Consider the following 20,597-nt stretch of genomic DNA (forward strand, 5'->3'; position numbering starts at 1 on the left):
GATAGTTAACCATAGACTGTCACGAAGGCCCTACATTACCACTGTAAGGCCCCGTGATGAGTAACCTGCGGCTTCATCTTTCCGAACCGCGTATCGCCCGGCGTGTCAAACCAAAGATGCCCCTTGGGCGCCATCTGGTTGAGGCAGGCGCGATCCAAAGCAACGATCTGGTGCACGCGCTGGACATGCAGCGCCACGTTGATGCGCCTTTGGGCGAAATTCTGATCGCAGAAGGCCTGGCCGGGCGTGAAGACGTCATGATCGCCCTGTCAGAGCAGTATCATGCGCAGCTGGTTGATCTGGAACGCGATCCGCCACAGGATGGTCTGGCAGACCGGTTGCCAGTTTCTTTGTGCCTGCAGTATCGCGCAGTGCCTTGGCTGGACATGGCGGGCACGTTGCTGGTTGCCACAAGCAGACCACATGAATTTGACGCGCTACGAACGGCACTTGGCGCACGGGTGCAGACGATCCTGCCGGTGATCGCCGAAGAGCAACAGATCAAGGACCAGATATCTAACCTGTATGGCGCGGAACTGGCGCACAAGGCAGCTACGCGCGTGCCTGCCGCTGTGAGTTGCCGCACCTGGGACATCAGCAGCACGGTGCGGGGGCTTTGGGCGCTGGCGTTTATCACACCTGTGCTGATCGCGACAGTAATTGCACCGCTGTGGACCCTAACCATCGCAATGCTCTGGGCGGTCATGACGCTGGTCGCGACAACCACACTAAAGGCAGCAGCCCTGTGGGTGCAGATCGTACACAAGGCACCGGAAGCCCCGGTACCGTTCGTCCCGCGACGCGACCTGCCCTACCGCCTGCCGATGGTATCCGTTCTTGTGCCGCTGCTTGAGGAGAAAGAGATTACCGGCGCACTGATTTCGCGGCTCAGCAAACTGACATATCCCAAGTCGCAACTGGAGGTCGTGCTGGTGCTTGAAGCAGGCGACCGGGTGACCAGAGAAACCCTTTCTCATACTGAGCTGCCGCCCTGGATCAGCGTGATCGAAGTCCCAGAGGCCAATCAGCTGACCACCAAGCCGCGCGCGCTGAACTATGCATTGGATTTCTGTCAGGGCAGCATCATCGGCGTCTGGGATGCCGAAGATGCGCCGGAGCCCGATCAAATCGAACGGGTGGTGAGCCGGTTTCAAAAAGCACCTGCCAACGTGGCCTGTCTGCAAGGGATCTTGGATTACTACAACTCTGACGCAAATTGGCTATCGCGTTGTTTCACAATTGAATATGCATCTTGGTGGCGGGTCTTGTTGCCCGGTGTCGCGCGCCTGGGGCTGGTCATCCCATTGGGCGGCACGACCCTGTTTTTCCGCCGGAACATTCTTGAAAGACTGTGCGGGTGGGACGCGCATAATGTGACGGAAGATGCCGATTTGGGCGTCAGGCTGGCGCGGCAAGGCTACGTGACCGAGCTTTTGCCAACGGTCACCTACGAAGAGGCGAATTGCCGTCTTTGGCCCTGGGTGCGTCAACGTTCGCGATGGCTCAAGGGCTTTCTCATCACATGGTGTGTGCATATGCGCCATCCGGGTCAGTTGAAGGCGGACCTGGGTTGGGTGCGTTTCATAGGCGTGCAGACCATGTTGCTGGCCACGTTCAGCCAATTCGCCTGCGCACCGCTGCTGTGGTCGTTCTGGCTGGCATTGGCCGGTGTGGCGCATCCCGTTGAACTGACACTGGGTACGCCGGTGATGTGGGCAATGATCATCACGTTCATTCTGGCCGAAACGCTGAACCTTGGGCTGTCGATGGTTGCCGTTTCGGGAAAGGCACACAGGCACCTGATGTGGTGGGTGTTCACCACGCCCTTCTATTTTCCGCTGGGTGCTTTGGCCGCGTTCAAGGGATTGTATGAATTCGTTGTCAGCCCCTTCTTCTGGGACAAGACAGAACATGGCGTGACCCCTCAGACAGACGCTATCCCTCTGCCTCCAGCCGCGCCGCCTCTTGCTTGAGACGGGTCACGAAAGCAACCGAGATATGCGCACGCAGCGCCGCATCGGCACCTTCCTCGTCGCGCGCTTCGATCATCGAGACAATCTTGTCATGTTCGGCCTGCGCAATCTCACCCCGCCCTTCAACGGCAAGTGACGTCGTCGCCATCAGCGCCATGGAGCGGTAAACAAGGTCAAGCTGCTGCACCAGATACCGATTGTGCGAGGCAAGGTGGATTTGCTTGTGAAAACGCCGGTTACTGCGCGACAGGGCTGTCGGATCGCCAATCAGCGCATTATCCGCCTCGACCATCTCGCGCAACACGCGTACCTCTTCTTCGGTCGCGTGACGTGCGGCAAGCCGGGCGGCCAGCCCTTCCAACTCTCCGCGGACGACATAAAGCTCGGCAGTCTGGTTGTGATCCAGTGAAGCGACGATCAGGCTGCGCCCCTCTCGCGCCAAAAGAGACTGCGTTTCAAGGCGTTGCAGGGCCTCTCTGATCGGTGTGCGCGACACGTTGAACCGGTCTGCCAATTCGCTTTCCACCAGCCGGTCGCCCGGGCGATAGACGCCAGTATCGATTGCATCAAGGATCAATGAATAGGCGTCAGTAGAGCCGGGTTTGGGTGCGGTCATGAAGAATTCCTTTACGTCCCGCCACTTTACTGCCCGCGTCCATTTGCGCAAGCGCGGCCTCGCGTCGCGCCCTTGCGGGTCAGCACCCAAGGCTCTAACTGGGGCATATGCCACGCGATGCTTTCTCACATGTTGATACCTGGGTCTTCGACCTCGACAACACGCTTTACCCGCCCTCCGCGCGGCTTTTCGATCTGATCGAAGTGCGCATGACCACCTGGGTCATGGACGCGCTCGGGGTGGACCGCAAGACGGCTGACCACTTGCGCCTGCATTACTGGCGGACGCACGGCACCACGCTGGCGGGATTGATGCGCGAACACGACGTCGATCCGCTGCCCTATCTTGAAGAAGTGCACGACATCCCGATGGACCGGCTGGAGCCTGATCCACATCTGGCGGAACGCATTCGCGCACTGCCGGGGCGGCGGATCGTCTATACCAATGGCTGCGCACCCTATGCCGAACGGGTGCTGTCAGCGCGCGGGTTGTCCGGGCTATTCGATGCGGTTTACGGGGTCGAGCATGCGAGCTTTCATCCAAAACCGGATCATGCCGCCTTTGCGCAAGTCTTCAGCACCGATGGCGTGATCCCCGCCAAGGCCGCCATGTTCGAGGATGATCCGCGCAATCTGGCTGTGCCTCATGCCATGGGAATGCGCACTGTCCATGTCGCCCCCGACCCTGAGCACGCGGATCACATCGAATACCACACGGACGATTTGTCCCGTTTCCTTGGACAGTTAAGGGACTAGGTTTTACGCCATGACATATGATTGCGACATGCTCATTTCAGGTGGCGGCATCGCCGGGCTGACAGCCGCAGCCGCCTTCGGCACTGCGGGCTTTGACGTCATTTGCGTGGACCCTGCCCCCCCAATCACCGACCGCGACGCGGAAGGGGCCGATATGCGGTCAACCGCGATGCTGCAACCGGCCCGCGAGGTGCTGGAGGGCGCAGGCGTCTGGGATGCGCTCGCGCCTCATGCGGCAAGCCTGCAAATCATGCGCGTGGTCGATGCCGGGGGTGAAGTGGCAGAGCCCCGCGTTACGCGGGAATTCAACGCGGCAGAAATCTCCGACATGCCCTTTGGCTGGAATTTCCCCAACTGGTTGCTGCGCCGCGAACTGGTGGGGCGACTGAAAGCCTTGCCGAACGTGGATTTCCGCCCCGGCACTGGCACCACGTCGTTGTTTACCCGCACCGCCAGCGCCAAGGTCGGCCTGACGGACGGTACCAAGATCATGACACGCCTCGTGGTCGCGGCGGACGGGCGTGAGAGCCCCATGCGGCATGCGGCGGGGATTGACGTCCATACCCGCCGGTACGGGCAAAAGGCGCTGGCCTTTGCCGTGACGCATCCGATCCCCCATGACAATGTCTCCACCGAAATCCACCGCACCGGTGGGCCTTTCACATTGGTTCCGCTGCCCGATCGCGATGGCATGCCAAGTTCTGCGATCGTGTGGATGGATGACGGGCCAGAGACACAAAGACGTGCCGAGATGGACGTGGCCGCATTCGAGGAAGAGATGTCCGAGCGCTCTTGTCACCTCTTTGGCCCTCTGACGCTGGTCAGCCCCCGCAACATCTGGCCCATCATCAGCCAGCACGCTGAACGTCTTTCAGGCGAACGCATAGCACTGATCGCAGAGGCGGCGCATGTACTGCCCCCCATTGGCGCGCAGGGACTGAACATGTCCCTGAAAGACCTCTCAACTCTTCTGGAATTGGCACAGGCAAACCGGGACAGTTTTGGCGATGCCAAGATGCTGGAGGCCTATCACAAGGCGCGCTACAGCGATGTGCAGTTGCGCATCAACGGGATTGATCTGCTGAACCGCGTAAGTCAGGCGCATCATCCGCTGGCACGCGATGCGCGGGCGGCCGGGCTGGATGCGCTCTATGCCATGGCACCGGTGCGCAAGATGCTGATGCAAATGGGATTGGGTGTGCGGTAAAACCGAGCCTGCCCCCCAGACGCGCGGCGTACGAAGCAGGGACAGGCGGCATTTCAGACGAGGATGTAAGGTGCAGGTTACCTTGCACCAAACGCGTCAGATAACGTCTTCGACAACCGGGGCCAGCCGCCCAAGTGTACCTTCAACGTCATAAAGCTTGTCCAGTCCGAACAATCCCAGGCGGAATGTGCTAAAGCCCTCAGGCTCGCCCACTTGCAGCGGCACACCGGCCGCAATCTGCATGCCCTTGGCCGCAAATTTCTTGCCGTTCTGCACTTCGGGATCACTGGTGTAACTGACCACTACGCCGGGTGCGCCATAGCCTTCAGCGGCAACAGACTGCACACCTTTGTCAGCCAGCATCTTGCGCACGCCCTCGCCCAGCTTCCACTGCGCCTCTTTCAGGCGTTCAAAGCCGAACTCTTTGGTCTCAAGCATGGTGTCGCGGAAGGTGCGCAACGCATCCGTCGGCATGGTTGCGTGATAGGCATGGCCGCCGTCCTCATAGGCCTTCATGATGGCGCGCCATTTGCCCAGATCGATGGAAAAACTGTCCGACGTCGTCTCGGCCAGACGCGCTTCGGCGCGCTTGGACATCATCACAAGACCTGCAGCAGGTGAGGCCGACCAGCCCTTTTGCGGGGCCGAGATGACCACATCGACACCCAGCGCGCGCATATCGACCCAAGCGCAGCCCGATGCGATACAGTCCAGTACCATCAGCGCATCAACCTCATGCGCCGCCGCGGCCATCTCCTTGATGTAGTCATCAGGCAGGATCACGCCTGCACTAGTCTCAACATGCGGGGCAAAGACCACTTTCGGCTTTTCTTCGTGGATCGCGGCGACAACATCTTCGATGGCCGCTGGCGCAAAGGGCGACGTGGGCGAATTGCCCTGCTGACGGGCCTTAAGCACGGTTGTCTTCGCCGTCAGACCGCCTGTTTCGATGATCTGCGACCAGCGGTAGGAGAACCAACCGTTGCGAACCACCAGCGCATCCACACCGCGTGCAAACTGGCGCGCCACGGCCTCCATCGCGAAGGTGCCGCCACCGGGGATGACGGCCACCGCGTCGGCCTTGTACACATCCATCAGCATGTCAGAGATGTCGCGCATCACCTGCTGGAACGTAGCGCTCATGTGGTTCAGGGAACGGTCCGTGAAAACCACAGAAAATTCTTCAAGCCCTTGTGGGTCTACCGTATCAAGCAATGCCATTCGTGATCTCCTCAGTCTCTTTGCGCCATGCATAAGAGTGTGCCGGAAGATGTGCAAAGCCTATCTTGGTATACATTGAGCGAGCTTGAACTGGTATGATCCGTGCGCAATCAGCATTCGCCAATGGCATTCTGGGCCGCGCGGGCAATCAGACTTGATCACAGGCCGCCAAGGCAAGCGGTGCAAACAAAGCCTCTTGGTTCAAATTGAGAGGTACAAGATTCCTGACGCAAACAGCACGGTTGCCGAGATCACCAGTTTCCAGCGGCTTTCCTTGCGATCAGATGCTGACGGGATCGTCATATATTCTGCTCCCGTCCACAGGGCGTCCTGAAATGTGATCGGTTGCATCAAAAGGTTTTCCGTATTCGTTCGCTGTTTCGGCCCTTGTTATCCACACTCTATCCGAGAACATTAAGACCCGAATGAGGCATCTTGCAGACCCTTTCCTGCAAGTTTGACAGTCTCGCGATGGGTAAGCGCTGATCCGCCGCAGCGCGAACAGGCGATGAAGTGCAGATCCGCTGTTGCCGAAAGGACTCCCCTGAAACTGAATCATTAACGCCCGGTTAACAATATTCCACACCCAGCACAGTTTGCCGTAATCTTGTCTCAAACACGGGGCGCAGACCCCGAAAAAAAGCAGAGCAAAAAGCAGGCGGATGGCAGAAACAACGCTTTTGCTGAATGGTTTCAGCATCATAGGCGACCCTCAAACCACGAACACGAACGCCAGCAATGGCGGCAATCTCATGATCCACGATGGCAACGCCGTGTTTGAGGGGGACGATATCATTGTGTTCACGGTGACAAATGTCACCGTCGATGGCGTGTTGACGGGCGATTCAGTCATCACAGGCGTGACCGTCTATGACAACGCCACGGACTACTATTACGAGACAGCACTCTATACCTACACTGGCACAGCCGACATCGACGATGGCCGTAACAACATGGGCGATCGCTATCTGCAGTTTGACGGCAGCGGCCTGACCTCAGCTGATGCTGGCGCACCTGTGTTGGGTGAATTGGCCGTTGTCGCCGGGGTCGACATTCTGGCCACCATCGCGGCAAACAACGGCCCCTATGTCGTCCCCACGAACGAAGACATTGATACCGACGGCGACGGAATCATCTCTCCGGACGAGGAAGCGGATGCAGCTTTCGCTGACGACCTCAATGAATTGCTGTACGTCTGTTTTGCCAAGGGAACACTGATCGAGACCCCCTCAGGCCCTTGTTTCATTGAGACATTGACCGAAGGGGACATGGTCAACACACTGGATCACGGACCACAGGAAATCCGCTGGATCGGGAACCAAAGGGTCCCGGGAACCGGGCCGAATGCACCCGTCCACATCGCTGCCGGGGCGCTTGGGAATATCCGCCCCCTGATCGTTTCGCAAAATCACCGGATGCTGATCACCGGCCCCATGGCAGAATTGATGTTTGGTGAGGCAGAGGTATTGGTGGCGGCCAAGCATCTGGTCAATGACGGCTCCATACGGATCGTGCCTTGCAGGGAGGTCCGCTATTACCATTTTCTGTGTGACCAACATCAAATCGTCTTTGCCGAAGGCTGCCCGGCGGAATCGCTTTTTCCCGGTGCTCAAACACTCAAAAGCGTCGATGTCGAAGCGCGGGACGAGATCATTCGCATTTTTCCACAGCTGGCGCTGAATGACAGCGACAGTACGCTGTCGCGCTACACACTTTCAGGGCGAGAGGCCGCAGCGCTGCACGACGTGGCATAAGTGTGCTAGAGCGGCCCCGGCATCCGCTCTTCGCTCAGCAGCACATTCGCCTCAACCTCTCCCGCGCCGGGCAGCGTCATGATCCGACGACGCAACACGCGCTCAAAGTCCGGTAGATCCCGCGCCACCACCCGCAGGCGGTAATCATAAAGCCCCAACACGTGCTCAACCGTCTGCACCTCCGGGATTGCCGATACTGCCCGCTCGAAATCTTCCAGTGATACGCGGCCCTTGGTGGCGAGTTTGATGCCCAGAAAGACCGTGACGCCAAAACCCAGTTTTTCTGCCGATAGCCGCAAACGTTTACCAGCGATCACACCTGCCTCTTCCAGCCGCTTGATCCGCCGCCACGTCGCCGGTTGCGACAGGCCAAAGCGTTTTCCCAGCGCACTGGCCGACTGCCGCGCATCGCGGCCCAACGCGTGGATGAGCTTGCGGTCAATCTCGTCCAATTCGGTCATAGCGGCAGGGTTTCCTCGGACTTGATCCGCGCGACGTGCATCAGCGCCTCAATATCTGCGATGTGCGGAAGGGTCAGGATACGTGCGCGGTAGATTTCCTGATAATGCGCCATGTCGCGGGCGATAATGGACAGGCGCGCGTCAACCCGGCCCAGAAAGGTCTGAACCTCGATCACTTCGGGCACTTTGCGCGCCTCTGCCAGAAAACTGTCAAAGGCATTGCCTTGGGTCTTGTCCAGCGTCACACGCAGCGACACCTCGACAGAATAGCCAAGCGCGGACCAGTTGATGACTGCACCCAGACCTTCCACCACCCCCGCCTCTTCCATTCGCGCGATGCGCCGTGCTGCCCTGCCCGGCGTCATGCCGCAACGCTCGGCCAGCTCACCGGGGCTAAGGCTGGGGTCGGCCTGCCAGTAGCGCAGCAACCGTCGATCCTGATCATCAAGCATGAATTTTCCGGAATAATGATTTTCAGCGAATGATTATCTTCACTATGCGCCAAATACTACCGAAATCTCCATAGCACCTCAGTCAGACTTCCCTATGTTGCCCGACAGAGAGACACCCAATCAAAGGACAAACCAAATGCGCGTTTATTACGACCGTGACTGCGACGTGAACCTGATCAAGGACAAGAAGGTCGCCATCCTCGGCTACGGCTCCCAGGGCCACGCCCACGCCCTCAACCTGCGCGATTCAGGTGCCAAGAACCTCGTCGTCGCTCTGCGCGAAGGCTCCGCCTCTGCCGCTAAAGCCGAAGGCGAAGGTCTCAAGGTCATGGGCATCGCCGAAGCCGCTGCATGGGCCGACGTGATCATGTTCACCATGCCCGATGAACTTCAGGCAGAGACGTACAAGAAGTACGTGCACGACAACATCCGCGAAGGTGCTGCCATCGCATTCGCCCACGGCCTGAACGTGCATTTCGGCCTGATCGAGCCCAAGGAAGGCATCGACGTCATCATGATGGCGCCAAAGGGTCCCGGCCACACGGTACGCGGCGAATACACCAAGGGCGGCGGCGTGCCTTGCCTTGTGGCTGTTGACCGCGACGCATCCGGTAAGGCGCTGGAAATCGGCTTGTCTTACTGTTCCGCTATCGGCGGTGGTCGCTCCGGCATCATCGAAACCAACTTCCGTGAAGAGTGTGAAACCGACCTCTTCGGCGAACAGGCGGTTCTCTGCGGTGGCCTGGTCGAGCTGATCCGCATGGGTTTTGAGACACTGGTCGAGGCAGGCTATGCGCCTGAGATGGCCTACTTCGAATGTCTGCACGAAGTGAAGCTGATCGTGGACCTAATCTATGAAGGCGGCATCGCCAACATGAACTACTCGATCTCCAACACCGCCGAATATGGCGAATATGTCTCGGGCCCGCGCGTTCTGCCTTACGATGAAACAAAGGCGAAGATGAAAGGTATCCTGACCGACATCCAGACCGGCAAGTTCGTCCGTGACTTCATGCAGGAAAACGCTGTGGGTCAACCATTCTTCAAAGGCACCCGCCGCATGAACGACGAACACCAGATCGAACAGGTCGGTGCAAAGCTGCGTGAGATGATGCCATGGATCTCTGCCGGCAAGATGGTCGACAAGGCAAAGAACTAAAAAACCAAGGCCCGGGAGCAGATCCCGGGCCTTTTTCGATTTATACGTCGGCGGGTTTGCCGTGCGATGATTTGTCCTTGGCGAGCGTTGATTTTTCCGCTGTTGGGTCTTTCATACGCTTTTCTGTCTTCTGCTTGCTGACAAAGGCGAATGTCGCCACGAGCAGCAGGGTGAAGAAAAACATTGCGCCGACAAGTGATGTCCAGTCCATGAGAGTAGTCTCCTGTTTTGCTTCTTGCGTTGACGGACAAACGCCGCCACCTACCTGACGTTCCCAACCAAATTGTCGCAGCACCCACGTCGAGGACATCAGGATGCCGAGAACTGTTCGGTATTGCCCGGCCCGCCCCACCGCGCCTCATTGATGCAAAAAGTGAAAAAGATGCCCCAAGCCCCTCAGATCACATACAAAAGCTGGCTGATGATTGCCGTGCTTGCCTTTGTCTGGGGTGGCACCTTCTTGGTGACCGAAGTGGCGCTGACCGGCATCACCCCATTCTGACTTGCTGCAGCACGGGTCGGTTTTGCCGCAGCTGTCATGCTGTTCATCTGGGCCATTCGTGGCTTTGCGCTGTTTGCCGAACCGCCTGATCGGGAGATAATCTTCACACTCATCGCCGTTGGCGGACTTAGCGGGGCGATCCCCTTTACCCTTCTGGCCTGGGGGCAGCAGTATGTGACATCGGGCTTTGCCGGGGTGTCCATGGCCTCGACCGCGCTGATCGTGCTGCCGTTGGCACATTTCTTCGTGCCGGGAGAGCGGCTGACCCCGCGACGGGTGTTTGGCTTTGTTGTGGGCTTCGTCGGCGTGGTCATCCTGATTGGGGGACAGGCGTTTGAAACCTCCGGTCAATCGCTTGAGACCGCAGGACGGCTTGCCTGCATCGGCGGCGCCAGTTGCTATGCCACGAGTTCGACCCTGATGCGCCGACTGCCGGCCATTGATCCGATTGGACTGGCTTCGATCCTGTTGATCATTGGTTCTTGCCTGATCATCCCTACCGCCTTCATCGTTGAAGGTCCGCCCCCGCTTCCTGCCCCGAATATCCTGCTGGTTCTCGCATTTCTGGGCCTTGTCCCCACTGCAATGGCGAATTTCATGCGCGTGCTGGTGGTGCGCAGCGCGGGACCGGTGTTCATGTCACTGGTGAATTATCAGGTTCCGGTATGGTCCGTGGTTCTGGGTGCACTGATCCTGAGCGAACCGCTTCCGGCCGCGCTGCTTTACGCGATGGTGCTGATCCTTGCCGGGCTGGGGATCAGCCAATACGGCGCGCTACGGCGGATGTTTGGCGGCCCGTGAAGCGAGCGTATCGCCTCCGCCTGACGACTAAACTTAGGTACTCACAGCACCTTCCACCGCGGCCACGACCGTATTGACGGCCTGTTCCATCAGCGTCGCATCCTCGTGTTCGGCCATAACCCGTACCAGCGGTTCTGTACCTGACTTTCGGATCAACAATCGGCCCCCACCCGACAAATCTGCCTCGGCCTGAGCAATTGCCCCTTTGACGAGGTCAGCCTCAAGAGGTGTCTGACCCACCTGAAATCGCACGTTCTTGAGCAATTGCGGAACTGGCTCAAACTGGTGGAGCAGTTCCGACGCCGTTTTTTCAGAGCGCACCATCTCGGCCAGAAATTGCAGACCTGCCATAAGGCCATCGCCCGTGGTGGCGTGATCTGTCATGACGATGTGGCCTGATTGTTCGCCGCCCAGGTTGAAGCCACCCTCGCGCATCCGCTCCACAACATATCGGTCACCGACGCTGGTGCGTTCCAGCCGCAGACCACGTGCCTCAAGGAAATGCTCAAGGCCAAGGTTGCTCATCACCGTGGCAACCAGTGCGCCACCTTTGAGTTTTTCCTCTTCCGCCCAGCTTGCGGCCATCAACGCCATGAATTGGTCACCGTCGCCAATCTTGCCTTTTTCGTCGATCAGGATCACCCGGTCCGCATCCCCATCCAGACACAGACCCAGATGCGCGCCATGCGCGACGACCAGTTCGGCTGCCGCCTGCGGCTGGGTTGATCCGCACCCTTCGTTGATATTGTGCCCATTCGGAGAAACACCCATGGGGATGACTGTCGCGCCCAGTTCCCAAAGGCATTCAGGAGCAACACGATGTGCCGCACCATTGGCGCAGTCCACGACGACCTTCAGGCCGTCAAGCCGCATCTGACGCGGGAACGAAGACTTCACCCGTTCGATATAGCGGTAGCGGCCATCGTCAATGCGTTTCGCGCGACCGATTTCGCCGGCGTCTGCAGGCTCCACCCCGCTTTCAACCAGCGCCTCAATCTCAGCCTCGACCGTATCGGACAATTTGAACCCATCTGGCCCAAAAAACTTGATACCGTTGTCATGCGCAGGGTTATGGCTGGCGGAAATCATCACCCCCAGATCAGCCCGCATCGACCGGGTCAGCAGACCCACCGCAGGGGTCGGCACAGGCCCCAGCAAAAGCACGTTCATGCCTGTGCTGGTTAGGCCCGCCGTCAGCGCGTTCTCGAACATATAGCCTGACAGACGCGTGTCCTTGCCGATCACCACCCGGTGCACGGCGCTGTGATCACGGCGAAACTGTCGCCCCACCGCCGCGCCAATCCGCAGCGCCATTTCCGGCGTCATCGGGTGAACATTGGCCGTGCCGCGCACGCCATCCGTACCAAAAAGCTTTTTCATAGATGTCTTCCTGACATGGCCGCCCGCCAAAGCGCAATGGCCTGAATTGTTTCAGGGACATCATGCACTCGCACAAGTTGGATACCATGGGAAAGAGCGGCCAATGCGACCCCTAGACTTCCCGGTGCGCGGGAATCTGACTGCGGTGCGGCGCCAATCGTTCCGATAAAGCGTTTGCGCGACGCACCAAGCAGGATCGGCGTGCCAAGACTGTGAAAAAGGCCCAATCGCGCCAGCAGGGTCAGGTTATGCTCAAGCGTCTTGCCAAATCCGATACCGGGGTCCGCGATGATGCGGGTTCGCGAGATGCCGATCTGTTCCAGTTTTGCGATCTGGCCTTCAAGAAAATCAAAGACGTCCAGAAGCACATCATCATATTGCGGATCGTTCTGCATGGTTGCCGGATCACCAAGCGCATGCATCACGCAAACCGGCAGGTCATGGCGCGCCGCCAAAGGGGCCAGATCCGCGTCATAGGTAAAGCCGGAGACATCGTTGATCAGGCCCGCACCGGCTGCAACGGCGGCTTCGGCAACCTTGGCTTTGCGGGTGTCGATTGAAATCAACGTATTCACGGCGGCATCGCGCAGCCCCTTGATCACAGGTACGGTACGCTGGATTTCCTCGTCCGGATCGACCGTAGCGGCGCCGGGTCGTGTAGATTCGCCCCCGATATCAATGATATCGACACCCAGCTTCTGCATCTCCTGTCCTGCGCGCACTGCATCCTTCGCCGCCGCGTGCAGCCCGCCATCGGAAAAGCTGTCCGGGGTGGTATTTAGAATGCCCATCACACGAGGCTGTGCGAGGTCATTATTACCGACATCGGACCGTGGCGCGGAAAGCCGGTCGATGACCTCCCCCGGTGCTTCAGAGACAGGGATCACTTGCGGCAGGCGTCCCCGTGCCAGGACTTCCAGATGAGTGAACCACCCCCAGCCACCAGCAAGCCGCATCGCCCCCGTGGGACGTCCCGGGCCCACCTGCACCAATGGGCGAAAATAGTCGCGCGTGCCAGTCACAGGTGCATCTGATCCACGGGCATTGCGCGCAAGGGGACATTGGTGCCCGTCGGCAAGTCAGCACCGATCACAAGCATCTCCTGCGCATCAAAGGTCGCTGCAAACCACGCGGCAAGAGCGACGGCATCACGCGGCTGCGCTGAAGGGGTATCCACGGAATCGAGCACAATCTTGGAGGGGGCCCAAACGCAAGTCTGGCCGTTCTTCATCGCCCAGTCGAGTTCCGTGCGTGTCTCCACGACAACGCAGCGGTCATCGCGTGCGGCAAGCACCCAAGCGTTCTGTTCGATGGCCAGCAGGTCAATCCGCCGCTGCGCCATCTTGTGTGGCACTTGGGGGGCGGGCACGTCGTCCGCCCCGACACAGATAATCAATGGACTGCCCAACGCCTCCAACTGGTCCAGCCAGCCTTTCAGGTGCGGAGAGGCAATGGCAGCATTGCTCAGAAACACCATTTCAGGATGCGGCGCATCGTCCTGTTCCAACACCGGTGTCGGCTCACCTTCGCGGGCGCGCACAATTTCGACACCCAGTGCCCCCGGCCCCCGGTCCAGTTTCTCAATGCGCACGAAGGCACGTACCGCCTGCGGCTCAAGCAGAATGCGTTCTGCCACACGCTCGGCCAATGTCTCAAGCAGCGCCAGCCGCTCCACCGCCAACTCAGCGGCGATGGCTTCGGTGACCCGGTCATAGCTGAGAATGCGGTCCACATCATCGTCGATAGGACCACTCAGCGGCTGCACCTCGACGACGACATTGAAACAAATGCGCTGGGTAACCCCGCGCTCAGCCTGAAAAGCACCGATTTCAACCTCGACGATGTGGTCTCGCAGGGAAATTCGGTCAAGCGGGTCGGCCCCGGCCATCGCCTCGGCCCGTTCAGAGGGGTGGGCAAAAGCAAGTCGGACTTCGTTTGACATGGACTGGCCCTCAACTGATCTGATCAAGGCGGTTTAGCCCGCCTTCCGCACATCTATCAGCCCGGTTTCCGGCAGGCCAGCGTTCGAAACCGTCAGAACCGGATCAGTTGGACGCGGTACGCCATGTATGACGGTAGAAAAGATGCACGCCGATCTTTGCCGTACGGGTATAGACCTTGGACCAGCGCGGACGCACAGCGGTCGTGTGGTAATGCGTGGCACCATCGGTCAAGCTGGGGACTTCTCCGTCCATCATATACCGCGCGACCTTGCCTACGCGGGCAAACGCACGCGGTTCGGCGATAACTTCGGCGTAACCATCACAAGTATATGTGAACTGGCACTGGTATTTCTTGCCGGTGCCCTGATTGATTACGGCGCACAACGATCCGGGAAAGCGTGCGCTTTTCACGCGGTTCATGATCACCTCAGCCACGGCAAACTGGCCCTTTACGGTCTCTCCACGCGCTTCGAAATAAAGTGCCTCGGCCAGACACCGCCATTGTTCAGACCCACTGGCCTTAGGCTGTGCATCAATCCATTTGCGCGAAAACTGAACGCTGCCCTTTGGTGCGGCGGGTTGTGCGACAAACTCCTGAAGCCGCTTGGTGCCAGCTGACTTCAGCCCCTGTGCTTCAATCCGTGCAAGGTCCTCTGCTTTTTCCGACGACGCGGAAACGGTCAGCGGCACAACACTTAACGCGCCCAGCATAAGGGCAAAGAGCGAACGACGAAGGGCAGACATTGGCAGACTCAACGGTAATTACGGATGGCCAGCGCCTAAACAAATTTATCCACAGGGACAACCCAAGGACAAAGCGTTACGCTGAATCCCGCCCATAGCTACATTTTGTAGCACTTATCCCGCATCTGGGTACCCAATCTTGTGGCTGATCGCCAACTGGGCCGCTGCCAACCTTGCTACCGGAACGCGAAACGGAGAGCAAGAAACATAATCAAATCCCGCATCACGGCAAAATGCAATTGATTCGGGGTTACCGCCATGCTCGCCACAAATGGATAGGGTGATGCCCGGTTGCGCCTGTCTGCCGCGTGCCGCACCCAGCTGCAAAAGCTCTCCTACACCATCAGTATCAAGCACATGAAACGGATCTTCGGCAAAAACACCCTGCTGGACGTAGTCCGACATGAAACGCCCTGCGTCGTCACGGGACAGGCCGTAGGTCATCTGTGTCAGGTCATTGGTACCAAAACTGAGAAACGCACAGTTTGGGGCAATTTCCGCAGCCCGTAACGCCGCGCGCGGCGTCTCGACCATCACACCCAGCCGATAGGTGAAGATCGCGTCCTGTTCGTTACGCACCGCAGCGGCCACAGCATCGATTGATGTCTTTACAAGCTCGACCTCACGCTTGGCTGACACCAGTGGGATCATGATTTCCGGCACCACCGGCTCCCCGTCGCGGCTGGCCTCAATCGTCGCTTCGAATATCGCGCGGGCCTGCATCTCGTAAATCTCGGGTACCGTCACGCCAAGCCGTACGCCACGCAAACCCAGCATGGGGTTGTATTCTGACATCGCCTCGATCCGGCGCGTCACGTTCGATAGCGGCAGATCAAGCGCATCAGCCAGCTCGCGCTGACCGGCCTTATCCATCGGGAGGAACTCATGCAGGGGCGGATCAAAAAGCCGGATGCAGACGGGCTGTCCCTGCATGATGCGGAACAGCTGGGTAAAGTCATCTCGCTGCATCGGCAGCAGGCGTTCCAGCACAGCACGGCGGTCTTCCCCGGTTTCGGCAAAGATCATCTCGCGCATCACGGTCAATCGACCGGGATCGAAAAACATATGTTCCGTCCGGCAAAGACCGATGCCGTGAGCATCGAAGTTGCGCGCGGTCTGCGCGTCGGCGGGTGTGTCGGCATTGGCTCGAATGCCAATATCTGCAGCATCCTCGGCCCAAGCCATCAATCGCGTGAAATTGTCGTCCAATGCGGCTTCCCTCATCTCGACCGCGCCGGCGATGATCTCCCCGCTGGACCCGTCGACCGTAATCTCGTCACCTTCATTGAACACACGGCCATCGCTGGTGATCAGTTGTTTGCGGCGTGCGTTGAATTTCAGGTTTGATGCCCCCACCACGCACGGAAGGCCCATGCCACGCCCGATCACAGCCGCATGGCTGGTGATTCCACCGCGTTCGGTCAGAACGGCGACTGCAGCATGCATGCCGCGGATGTCTTCGGGGCTGGTCTCGCGCCGGATCAGAATACAGTTTTCCCCGCGCGAGGCACTTGCCTGCGCATCTGTTGCGGAAAACACCATCTTGCCGGTCGCCGCCCCGGGACTGGCGGCGATACCACGCCCGATCACATCGCGCTTGGCACCCGGTTCTACCTGTCGGTGCAAAAGTTCTGTTAGGGTTCGTGGCTGCACACGCATCAGCGCTTCCTCGCGCGGAATGATGCCCTCGTCGGCAAGGGCCACCGCAATTCGGACCGCCGCCCGAGACGACCGGGCCACACGCACACCGTCAAGAATATGCAGTTTGCCGTCTTCGATCACGAATTCCACCTGCATTTCCGCGCGCAGTTTCCTGCGCATCAAAGCCGCGTGTTCAACCAGTTCCTTGAAGGCCTCCGGCGCCAGCTCTTCCAGCGACGGCCCCCGCGGATCCTTGGTCAGATACATCGTCGCCGCATCCCCTTGCAGCGCATCACGCCCCTGCGACTGGCTCAGGTAACGCCCCGTGATCTGCGGCAGGCCGGTTTCGCTGTCGACAAGTTGCAGCACGCCCGAGCCGCACTGCCCCTGCCCCACGCCAAAGGCCATTTCCTGCACCACAAGTCCGAGGCCAGCATCACCAGGGGCACCCTTGGCCTGTCTCAGCAAGCGAGCCGAGGTGCCGTCCCATGCCCGCGCCATGGAGCGCAGCACGGCAGTTAATTGAACGGTGGGGTCCTGAGGGAATTCCTCTTCGGTTTCGACCTCGTAGGCATGAAGCGACTGCGCCAGAGCAGAACGGCCATCGCCTGTCACATCGTCAAACATATCCGGGTCAAGGCGCGCGACATTCACCGCATAGGATTGCACGAAACGGGTATAAATGGCGGCGGCCGCTTCCTCACCAATACTTTCGCACAACTCTTGGAAACGCTGGTTGTTGATGCCGATGTTCAGAACCGCCCCCGGCCCACCCCAATCGGGATCCTGGCTCGAGGGACGCACACACATCAGCGCACCTTCTGGCATCTCGGCCACGACAGCAGCGACATCCGGCATATCGCCCGTGGCAATGCGCTGCACCGCTTGAAACGAAATCGCCACCGTGGGCGGCACCGGCAGATCAAGCCGGACAAGCCGCTGCAGGCACTTGGCCCGACCCCCGTGGGTTTCATTCTTGATCGGCGCGGTGGGTGTCACCAGCGTCGTGTTGGGATTATTCTGCACCGCAGCACCTCTTGATTTCAGGTGCAGCATAGGCGCTTCGCGCCGTCTGGCAAGAGCGTGTTGTCAACCGGGCTAGACAGCCTTGCCCGCGGACCGTCAGACAGTCAGCCGTCCACGCGCGCGAGATCCGCGACCGAGGTACAGATCGTCCTGATGCGGCTCAGCAGGTTCAGCCTGTTGCGGCGCACCGTCGCGTTATCGCTGTTGACCTGAACGGCATCGAAAAACGCATCAATCGGGCCACGCAGTTCAGCCATCGCCGACATGGCGGTGGTAAAGTCCTGCTTTTCCATCGCCGGCGCGATCACCGCCTCTGCTGCATCCAAAGCTTTGAAAAGCGCCTTCTCCTCGTCTGTCTCGGCAAACTTGATGTCGGCGCCATACGAATATTCCACGCCATCGGCCTCCTCGGCCTGGCTAAGAATATTGTTCGCACGCTTAAAGCCCTGAATCAGGTTTTCGCCGTCGTCGGTTTTGAGCGTCTCGGACAGCGCCCGGGCGCGTTTGACCAAAAGCGTCAGATCGTCATTACCAGGCATTGCAATACACGCGTCGATCACATCATGGCGCACGCCCTGATCGCGCAGGTAAACCTTGAGACGGTCGTGCAGGAAGGACAGAAGATCGCCGGATTTATGCGGCACCTGAACCTCAAGCTTTTCGACAGTCTCGGGGTGCAAGATGTGATCCGCTTTTTCCATGATTGTTCTGAAAGCAGCACCGAAAACACCGTGGTGCGCGATTTCAGCCACGAGATCGGCAATCAATCCGTCGTGGATGTCATCATGCGCCTGGCCCTTGTTTCGCACCAGTTGCGCACCGATGAACCGGTCAAGCGGCACGCTTAGATCGTTCTCGACCAAAATTCGGATCACACCCAAAGCCGCCCTCCGCAGCGCAAAGGGGTCCTTGCTGCCTGTCGGCTTCTCATCGATCGCCCAGAAACCGGTCAGCTTGTCGATCTTCTCGGCCAGTGCCACGGCCATCGACACGGGTGCTGTCGGCACATCGTCAGATGGCCCCAGAGGCGCGTAATGTTCCTCTGCCGCAGCGGCGACCGCGTCGGGATACCCTGCCGCCTGCGCATAGTAGCGCCCCATCAGTCCCTGCAACTCGGGGAATTCATAGACCATCTCGGACGACAGATCGGCCTTGGCCACCCGCGCCGCCCGCTCTGCCTGAACAGGGTCCGCGCCCACCATCGGGGCCAGCTCGCGCGACAGCACTGCCATGCGCTCAATCAGCTCGGCCTGCGTGCCCAGCTTGTTGTGGAAAGTCACGTTCTCTAGCGCTTTGACCCACGTTGCCATGCCGGCATCGGACTTGGCCACGCGCAAATCGTTTTCCCAGAAAAACTTGGCATCTGCCAGCCGCGCCGAAAGCACCTTTTCGTTGCCAGCAAGAATGGTCGCGCCTTCATCCGCTGTCGTGCGGTTGGCGACGGTGACAAACCGCTCGATCCGGCCTGTCTTGGGGTTCCTGACCGAAAAGAACTTCTGGTGCTCTTTCATCGAGGTTTGCAGCACTTCTGGCGGCAGACCCAGAAAATCATCCGCGATCCGCCCCATCAGCACCACGGGCCATTCGACAAGGCCCGAGACTTCAGCCAGAAGGCCCGCGTCATCGACCACCTCAAGCCCGCTTGCAAAGGCCATGTTCGTGGCGTCATGCCAAATGGTTTCGGCCCGCTCGTCAGCGCGCAGAACGACTTTCGCGCGCTTCAGCTTGGCTTCGTAATCGTCAAAGCTTGCGATCGTGATCTCATCGGGGGCCAGAAAACGATGTCCACTGGTGGTGTTGCCGGACTCGATCCCATCGACCTGCATAGGGACGACCTCGGCCCCGTCCTCTGACACGATGATGCAAAGGATCGAATGCAAAGGACGCACCCACTTCAGGCTGCCATTGCCCCAGCGCATCGACTTGGGCCACGGGAAATGGCGAATGGTATGCTCCAACACCTCTGCGACGATCTCGGTTGCCGGACGGCCCGGCTTGTTGATCTTTGCAAAGAGAATCTTGCCCTTAGGCGTCTCGCGTTCTTCCAGATCATCGCGGCTGACCCCTGCCCCACGCAGGAAGCCTTCAATCGCCTTTTCGGGCGCGTCCGCCTTGGGGCCTTTGCGCTCTTCCACGACAGAGGGGCTTTCGGCCAGCATCCCTTCCACCGTCAGCGCCAGACGCCGAGGGGTCGAGAATGCTGCCGCCGAGGCATAGGTCAGCCCCGCCTCGACCAGACCATTCGTGATCATCTTTTGCAGATCTTCCGCGGCGCGGGTTTGCATCCGCGCGGGAATTTCCTCGGAGAAAAGCTCAATCAGCAGGTCAGGCACGGAATTTCCTCAGATAGAACGGGGTTTGAAGGGGGGATAACGGCAAGGGGTTGGGCGGTCCAGATCAATCCGTTGGGAGAGGCGGACATTCCTCACCGACAACAGTACCGTCATAGGCTTTGTCGCCGCAGTCGTTCAGTTCGTGCCAGACATAGCCGCGCCCGTCCTGCGTGATGGCCACCACACGGTCGACCCCGTAGGCGACGTTCTTGCCACTCAGAAATGTAAGCGCCGTACCCGCCTCAAGCTCCGCGCCGATGGCGGCGGCGTCAAAACAGTCAAACCAGCCCGGCGCGTTGCGCGGGGTGATGTCAGGCGCCAGCACGTAGGTCTCCGTAAAGAACGCCAGGCTCTGCGGCGTGGTGAAACAGGCGCGGTAGCGAATGGGCGAGCTTTCCGCGTCGATGGCCTCGAAGTTGTCAAAGACGATGGTCTCCGGCGCGTCCGTGGCCAGTGCTACAAGCTGCACGTCCTCGTCGTAAACGGCCTCGTAAAAACCGTAGATTTGCAGGTAGTACAGCGCCCCGCCCGCCAGTGCCGCTGACAACAAGATCACGATCCCCATGATTTTACCGCTCATGATGCTGCGTGCTCCGTGCTGCGGCTGGTGGTGCCTTGTGCATCAAAAT

General features: G+C 59.3%; 18 protein-coding genes and 1 pseudogene. 6 read left to right on the forward strand and 13 right to left on the reverse strand.

Translation table 11 applies throughout. The features are described from left to right. The first annotated feature begins 56 nt into the window (after positions 1–56). Positions 57–1,973 carry a glycosyltransferase family 2 protein gene (locus tag GV827_RS01790; RefSeq protein ID WP_164351973.1) on the forward strand — a complete coding sequence of 639 codons (1,917 nt, stop codon included), beginning with the start codon at positions 57–59 and terminating at the stop codon, positions 1,971–1,973. On the opposite strand, the gene GV827_RS01795 is transcribed toward GV827_RS01790, so the two are convergent. Then, positions 1,936–2,589: a GntR family transcriptional regulator gene (locus GV827_RS01795; RefSeq protein ID WP_164351974.1), complete on the reverse strand. Its 654-nt coding sequence runs from the start codon at positions 2,587–2,589 to the stop codon at positions 1,936–1,938. The two genes, GV827_RS01790 and GV827_RS01795, sit on opposite strands and share 38 nt — an antisense overlap. 107 nt (positions 2,590–2,696) lie before the next feature. On the opposite strand from GV827_RS01795, the gene GV827_RS01800 reads away from it, so the two are divergent. Continuing rightward, a complete protein-coding gene (locus tag GV827_RS01800; RefSeq protein ID WP_164351975.1) occupies positions 2,697–3,344 on the forward strand; it encodes a pyrimidine 5'-nucleotidase in 648 nt (215 codons plus the stop codon). 10 nt (positions 3,345–3,354) lie between these two features. Continuing rightward, positions 3,355–4,551, forward strand: coding sequence for a UbiH/UbiF family hydroxylase (locus GV827_RS01805; RefSeq protein WP_164351976.1), 1,197 nt, complete (start codon positions 3,355–3,357; stop codon positions 4,549–4,551). A 96-nt stretch (positions 4,552–4,647) separates the two neighbouring features. On the opposite strand, the gene GV827_RS01810 is transcribed toward GV827_RS01805, so the two are convergent. Beyond that, complete coding sequence (locus GV827_RS01810) at positions 4,648–5,772, reverse strand: aminotransferase class V-fold PLP-dependent enzyme (protein WP_164351977.1); 1,125 nt, start codon at positions 5,770–5,772, stop codon at positions 4,648–4,650. Between the two features lie 201 nt (positions 5,773–5,973). Beyond that, positions 5,974–6,123, reverse strand: coding sequence for a hypothetical protein (locus tag GV827_RS01815; RefSeq protein ID WP_164351978.1), 150 nt, complete (start codon positions 6,121–6,123; stop codon positions 5,974–5,976). Between the two features lie 311 nt (positions 6,124–6,434). Between GV827_RS01815 and GV827_RS01820 the strand changes: the two genes are divergently transcribed. After that, on the forward strand, positions 6,435–7,526 hold the full coding sequence (locus GV827_RS01820) for a Hint domain-containing protein (protein ID WP_164351979.1): 1,092 nt from the start codon (positions 6,435–6,437) through the stop codon (positions 7,524–7,526). 5 nt (positions 7,527–7,531) lie between these two features. Here GV827_RS01820 and GV827_RS01825 read toward each other — a convergent pair whose 3' ends face one another. After that, positions 7,532–7,987 (reverse strand): Lrp/AsnC family transcriptional regulator, encoded by a 456-nt coding sequence (locus tag GV827_RS01825; protein WP_164351980.1) that lies wholly within the window; start codon positions 7,985–7,987, stop codon positions 7,532–7,534. Next, on the reverse strand, positions 7,984–8,439 hold the full coding sequence (locus GV827_RS01830) for an Lrp/AsnC family transcriptional regulator (protein ID WP_164351981.1): 456 nt from the start codon (positions 8,437–8,439) through the stop codon (positions 7,984–7,986). The genes GV827_RS01825 and GV827_RS01830 overlap by 4 nt, the downstream gene beginning before the upstream one ends. Positions 8,440–8,575: 136 nt before the next feature. Between GV827_RS01830 and ilvC the strand changes: the two genes are divergently transcribed. Further along, positions 8,576–9,598, forward strand: a complete 1,023-nt coding sequence (ilvC, locus tag GV827_RS01835) for a ketol-acid reductoisomerase (RefSeq protein WP_164351982.1) — start codon at positions 8,576–8,578, stop codon at positions 9,596–9,598. Positions 9,599–9,638: 40 nt separating this feature from the next. On the opposite strand, the gene GV827_RS01840 is transcribed toward ilvC, so the two are convergent. Further along, positions 9,639–9,950: a hypothetical protein gene (locus tag GV827_RS01840; protein ID WP_164351652.1), complete on the reverse strand. Its 312-nt coding sequence runs from the start codon at positions 9,948–9,950 to the stop codon at positions 9,639–9,641. Between the two features lie 30 nt (positions 9,951–9,980). On the opposite strand from GV827_RS01840, the pseudogene GV827_RS01845 reads away from it, so the two are divergent. Then, positions 9,981–10,901 (forward strand): annotated as a pseudogene (locus tag GV827_RS01845) (DMT family transporter). Positions 10,902–10,934: 33 nt separating this feature from the next. Here the strand turns inward: GV827_RS01845 and glmM are convergent. The 7 genes from glmM to GV827_RS01880 form a co-directional block, all read right to left on the reverse strand. Further along, entirely contained in the window at positions 10,935–12,281 is a 1,347-nt protein-coding gene (gene glmM, locus GV827_RS01850) for a phosphoglucosamine mutase (RefSeq protein WP_164351983.1), read from the reverse strand. Continuing rightward, entirely contained in the window at positions 12,278–13,237 is a 960-nt protein-coding gene (gene folP, locus GV827_RS01855) for a dihydropteroate synthase (RefSeq protein WP_164352188.1), read from the reverse strand. Before folP ends, glmM begins: the two co-directional genes overlap by 4 nt. 62 nt (positions 13,238–13,299) lie before the next feature. Continuing rightward, complete coding sequence (locus GV827_RS01860; protein ID WP_164351984.1) at positions 13,300–14,223, reverse strand: dihydroneopterin aldolase; 924 nt, start codon at positions 14,221–14,223, stop codon at positions 13,300–13,302. A 103-nt stretch (positions 14,224–14,326) separates the two neighbouring features. Beyond that, positions 14,327–14,968: a cell wall hydrolase gene (locus GV827_RS01865; RefSeq protein ID WP_235930003.1), complete on the reverse strand. Its 642-nt coding sequence runs from the start codon at positions 14,966–14,968 to the stop codon at positions 14,327–14,329. A gap of 114 nt (positions 14,969–15,082) precedes the next feature. Next, on the reverse strand, positions 15,083–17,665 hold the full coding sequence (locus GV827_RS01870) for a putative PEP-binding protein (protein ID WP_164351985.1): 2,583 nt from the start codon (positions 17,663–17,665) through the stop codon (positions 15,083–15,085). Positions 17,666–17,739: 74 nt separating this feature from the next. Further along, complete coding sequence (glyS, locus tag GV827_RS01875) at positions 17,740–19,968, reverse strand: glycine--tRNA ligase subunit beta (protein WP_164351986.1); 2,229 nt, start codon at positions 19,966–19,968, stop codon at positions 17,740–17,742. A gap of 64 nt (positions 19,969–20,032) precedes the next feature. Continuing rightward, positions 20,033–20,548, reverse strand: a complete 516-nt coding sequence (locus GV827_RS01880) for a DUF6446 family protein (RefSeq protein WP_164351987.1) — start codon at positions 20,546–20,548, stop codon at positions 20,033–20,035. Positions 20,549–20,597: the final 49 nt, after the last annotated feature.

Source organism: Sulfitobacter sediminilitoris, from assembly GCF_010667575.1.
Lineage (GTDB): Bacteria > Pseudomonadota > Alphaproteobacteria > Rhodobacterales > Rhodobacteraceae > Sulfitobacter > Sulfitobacter sediminilitoris.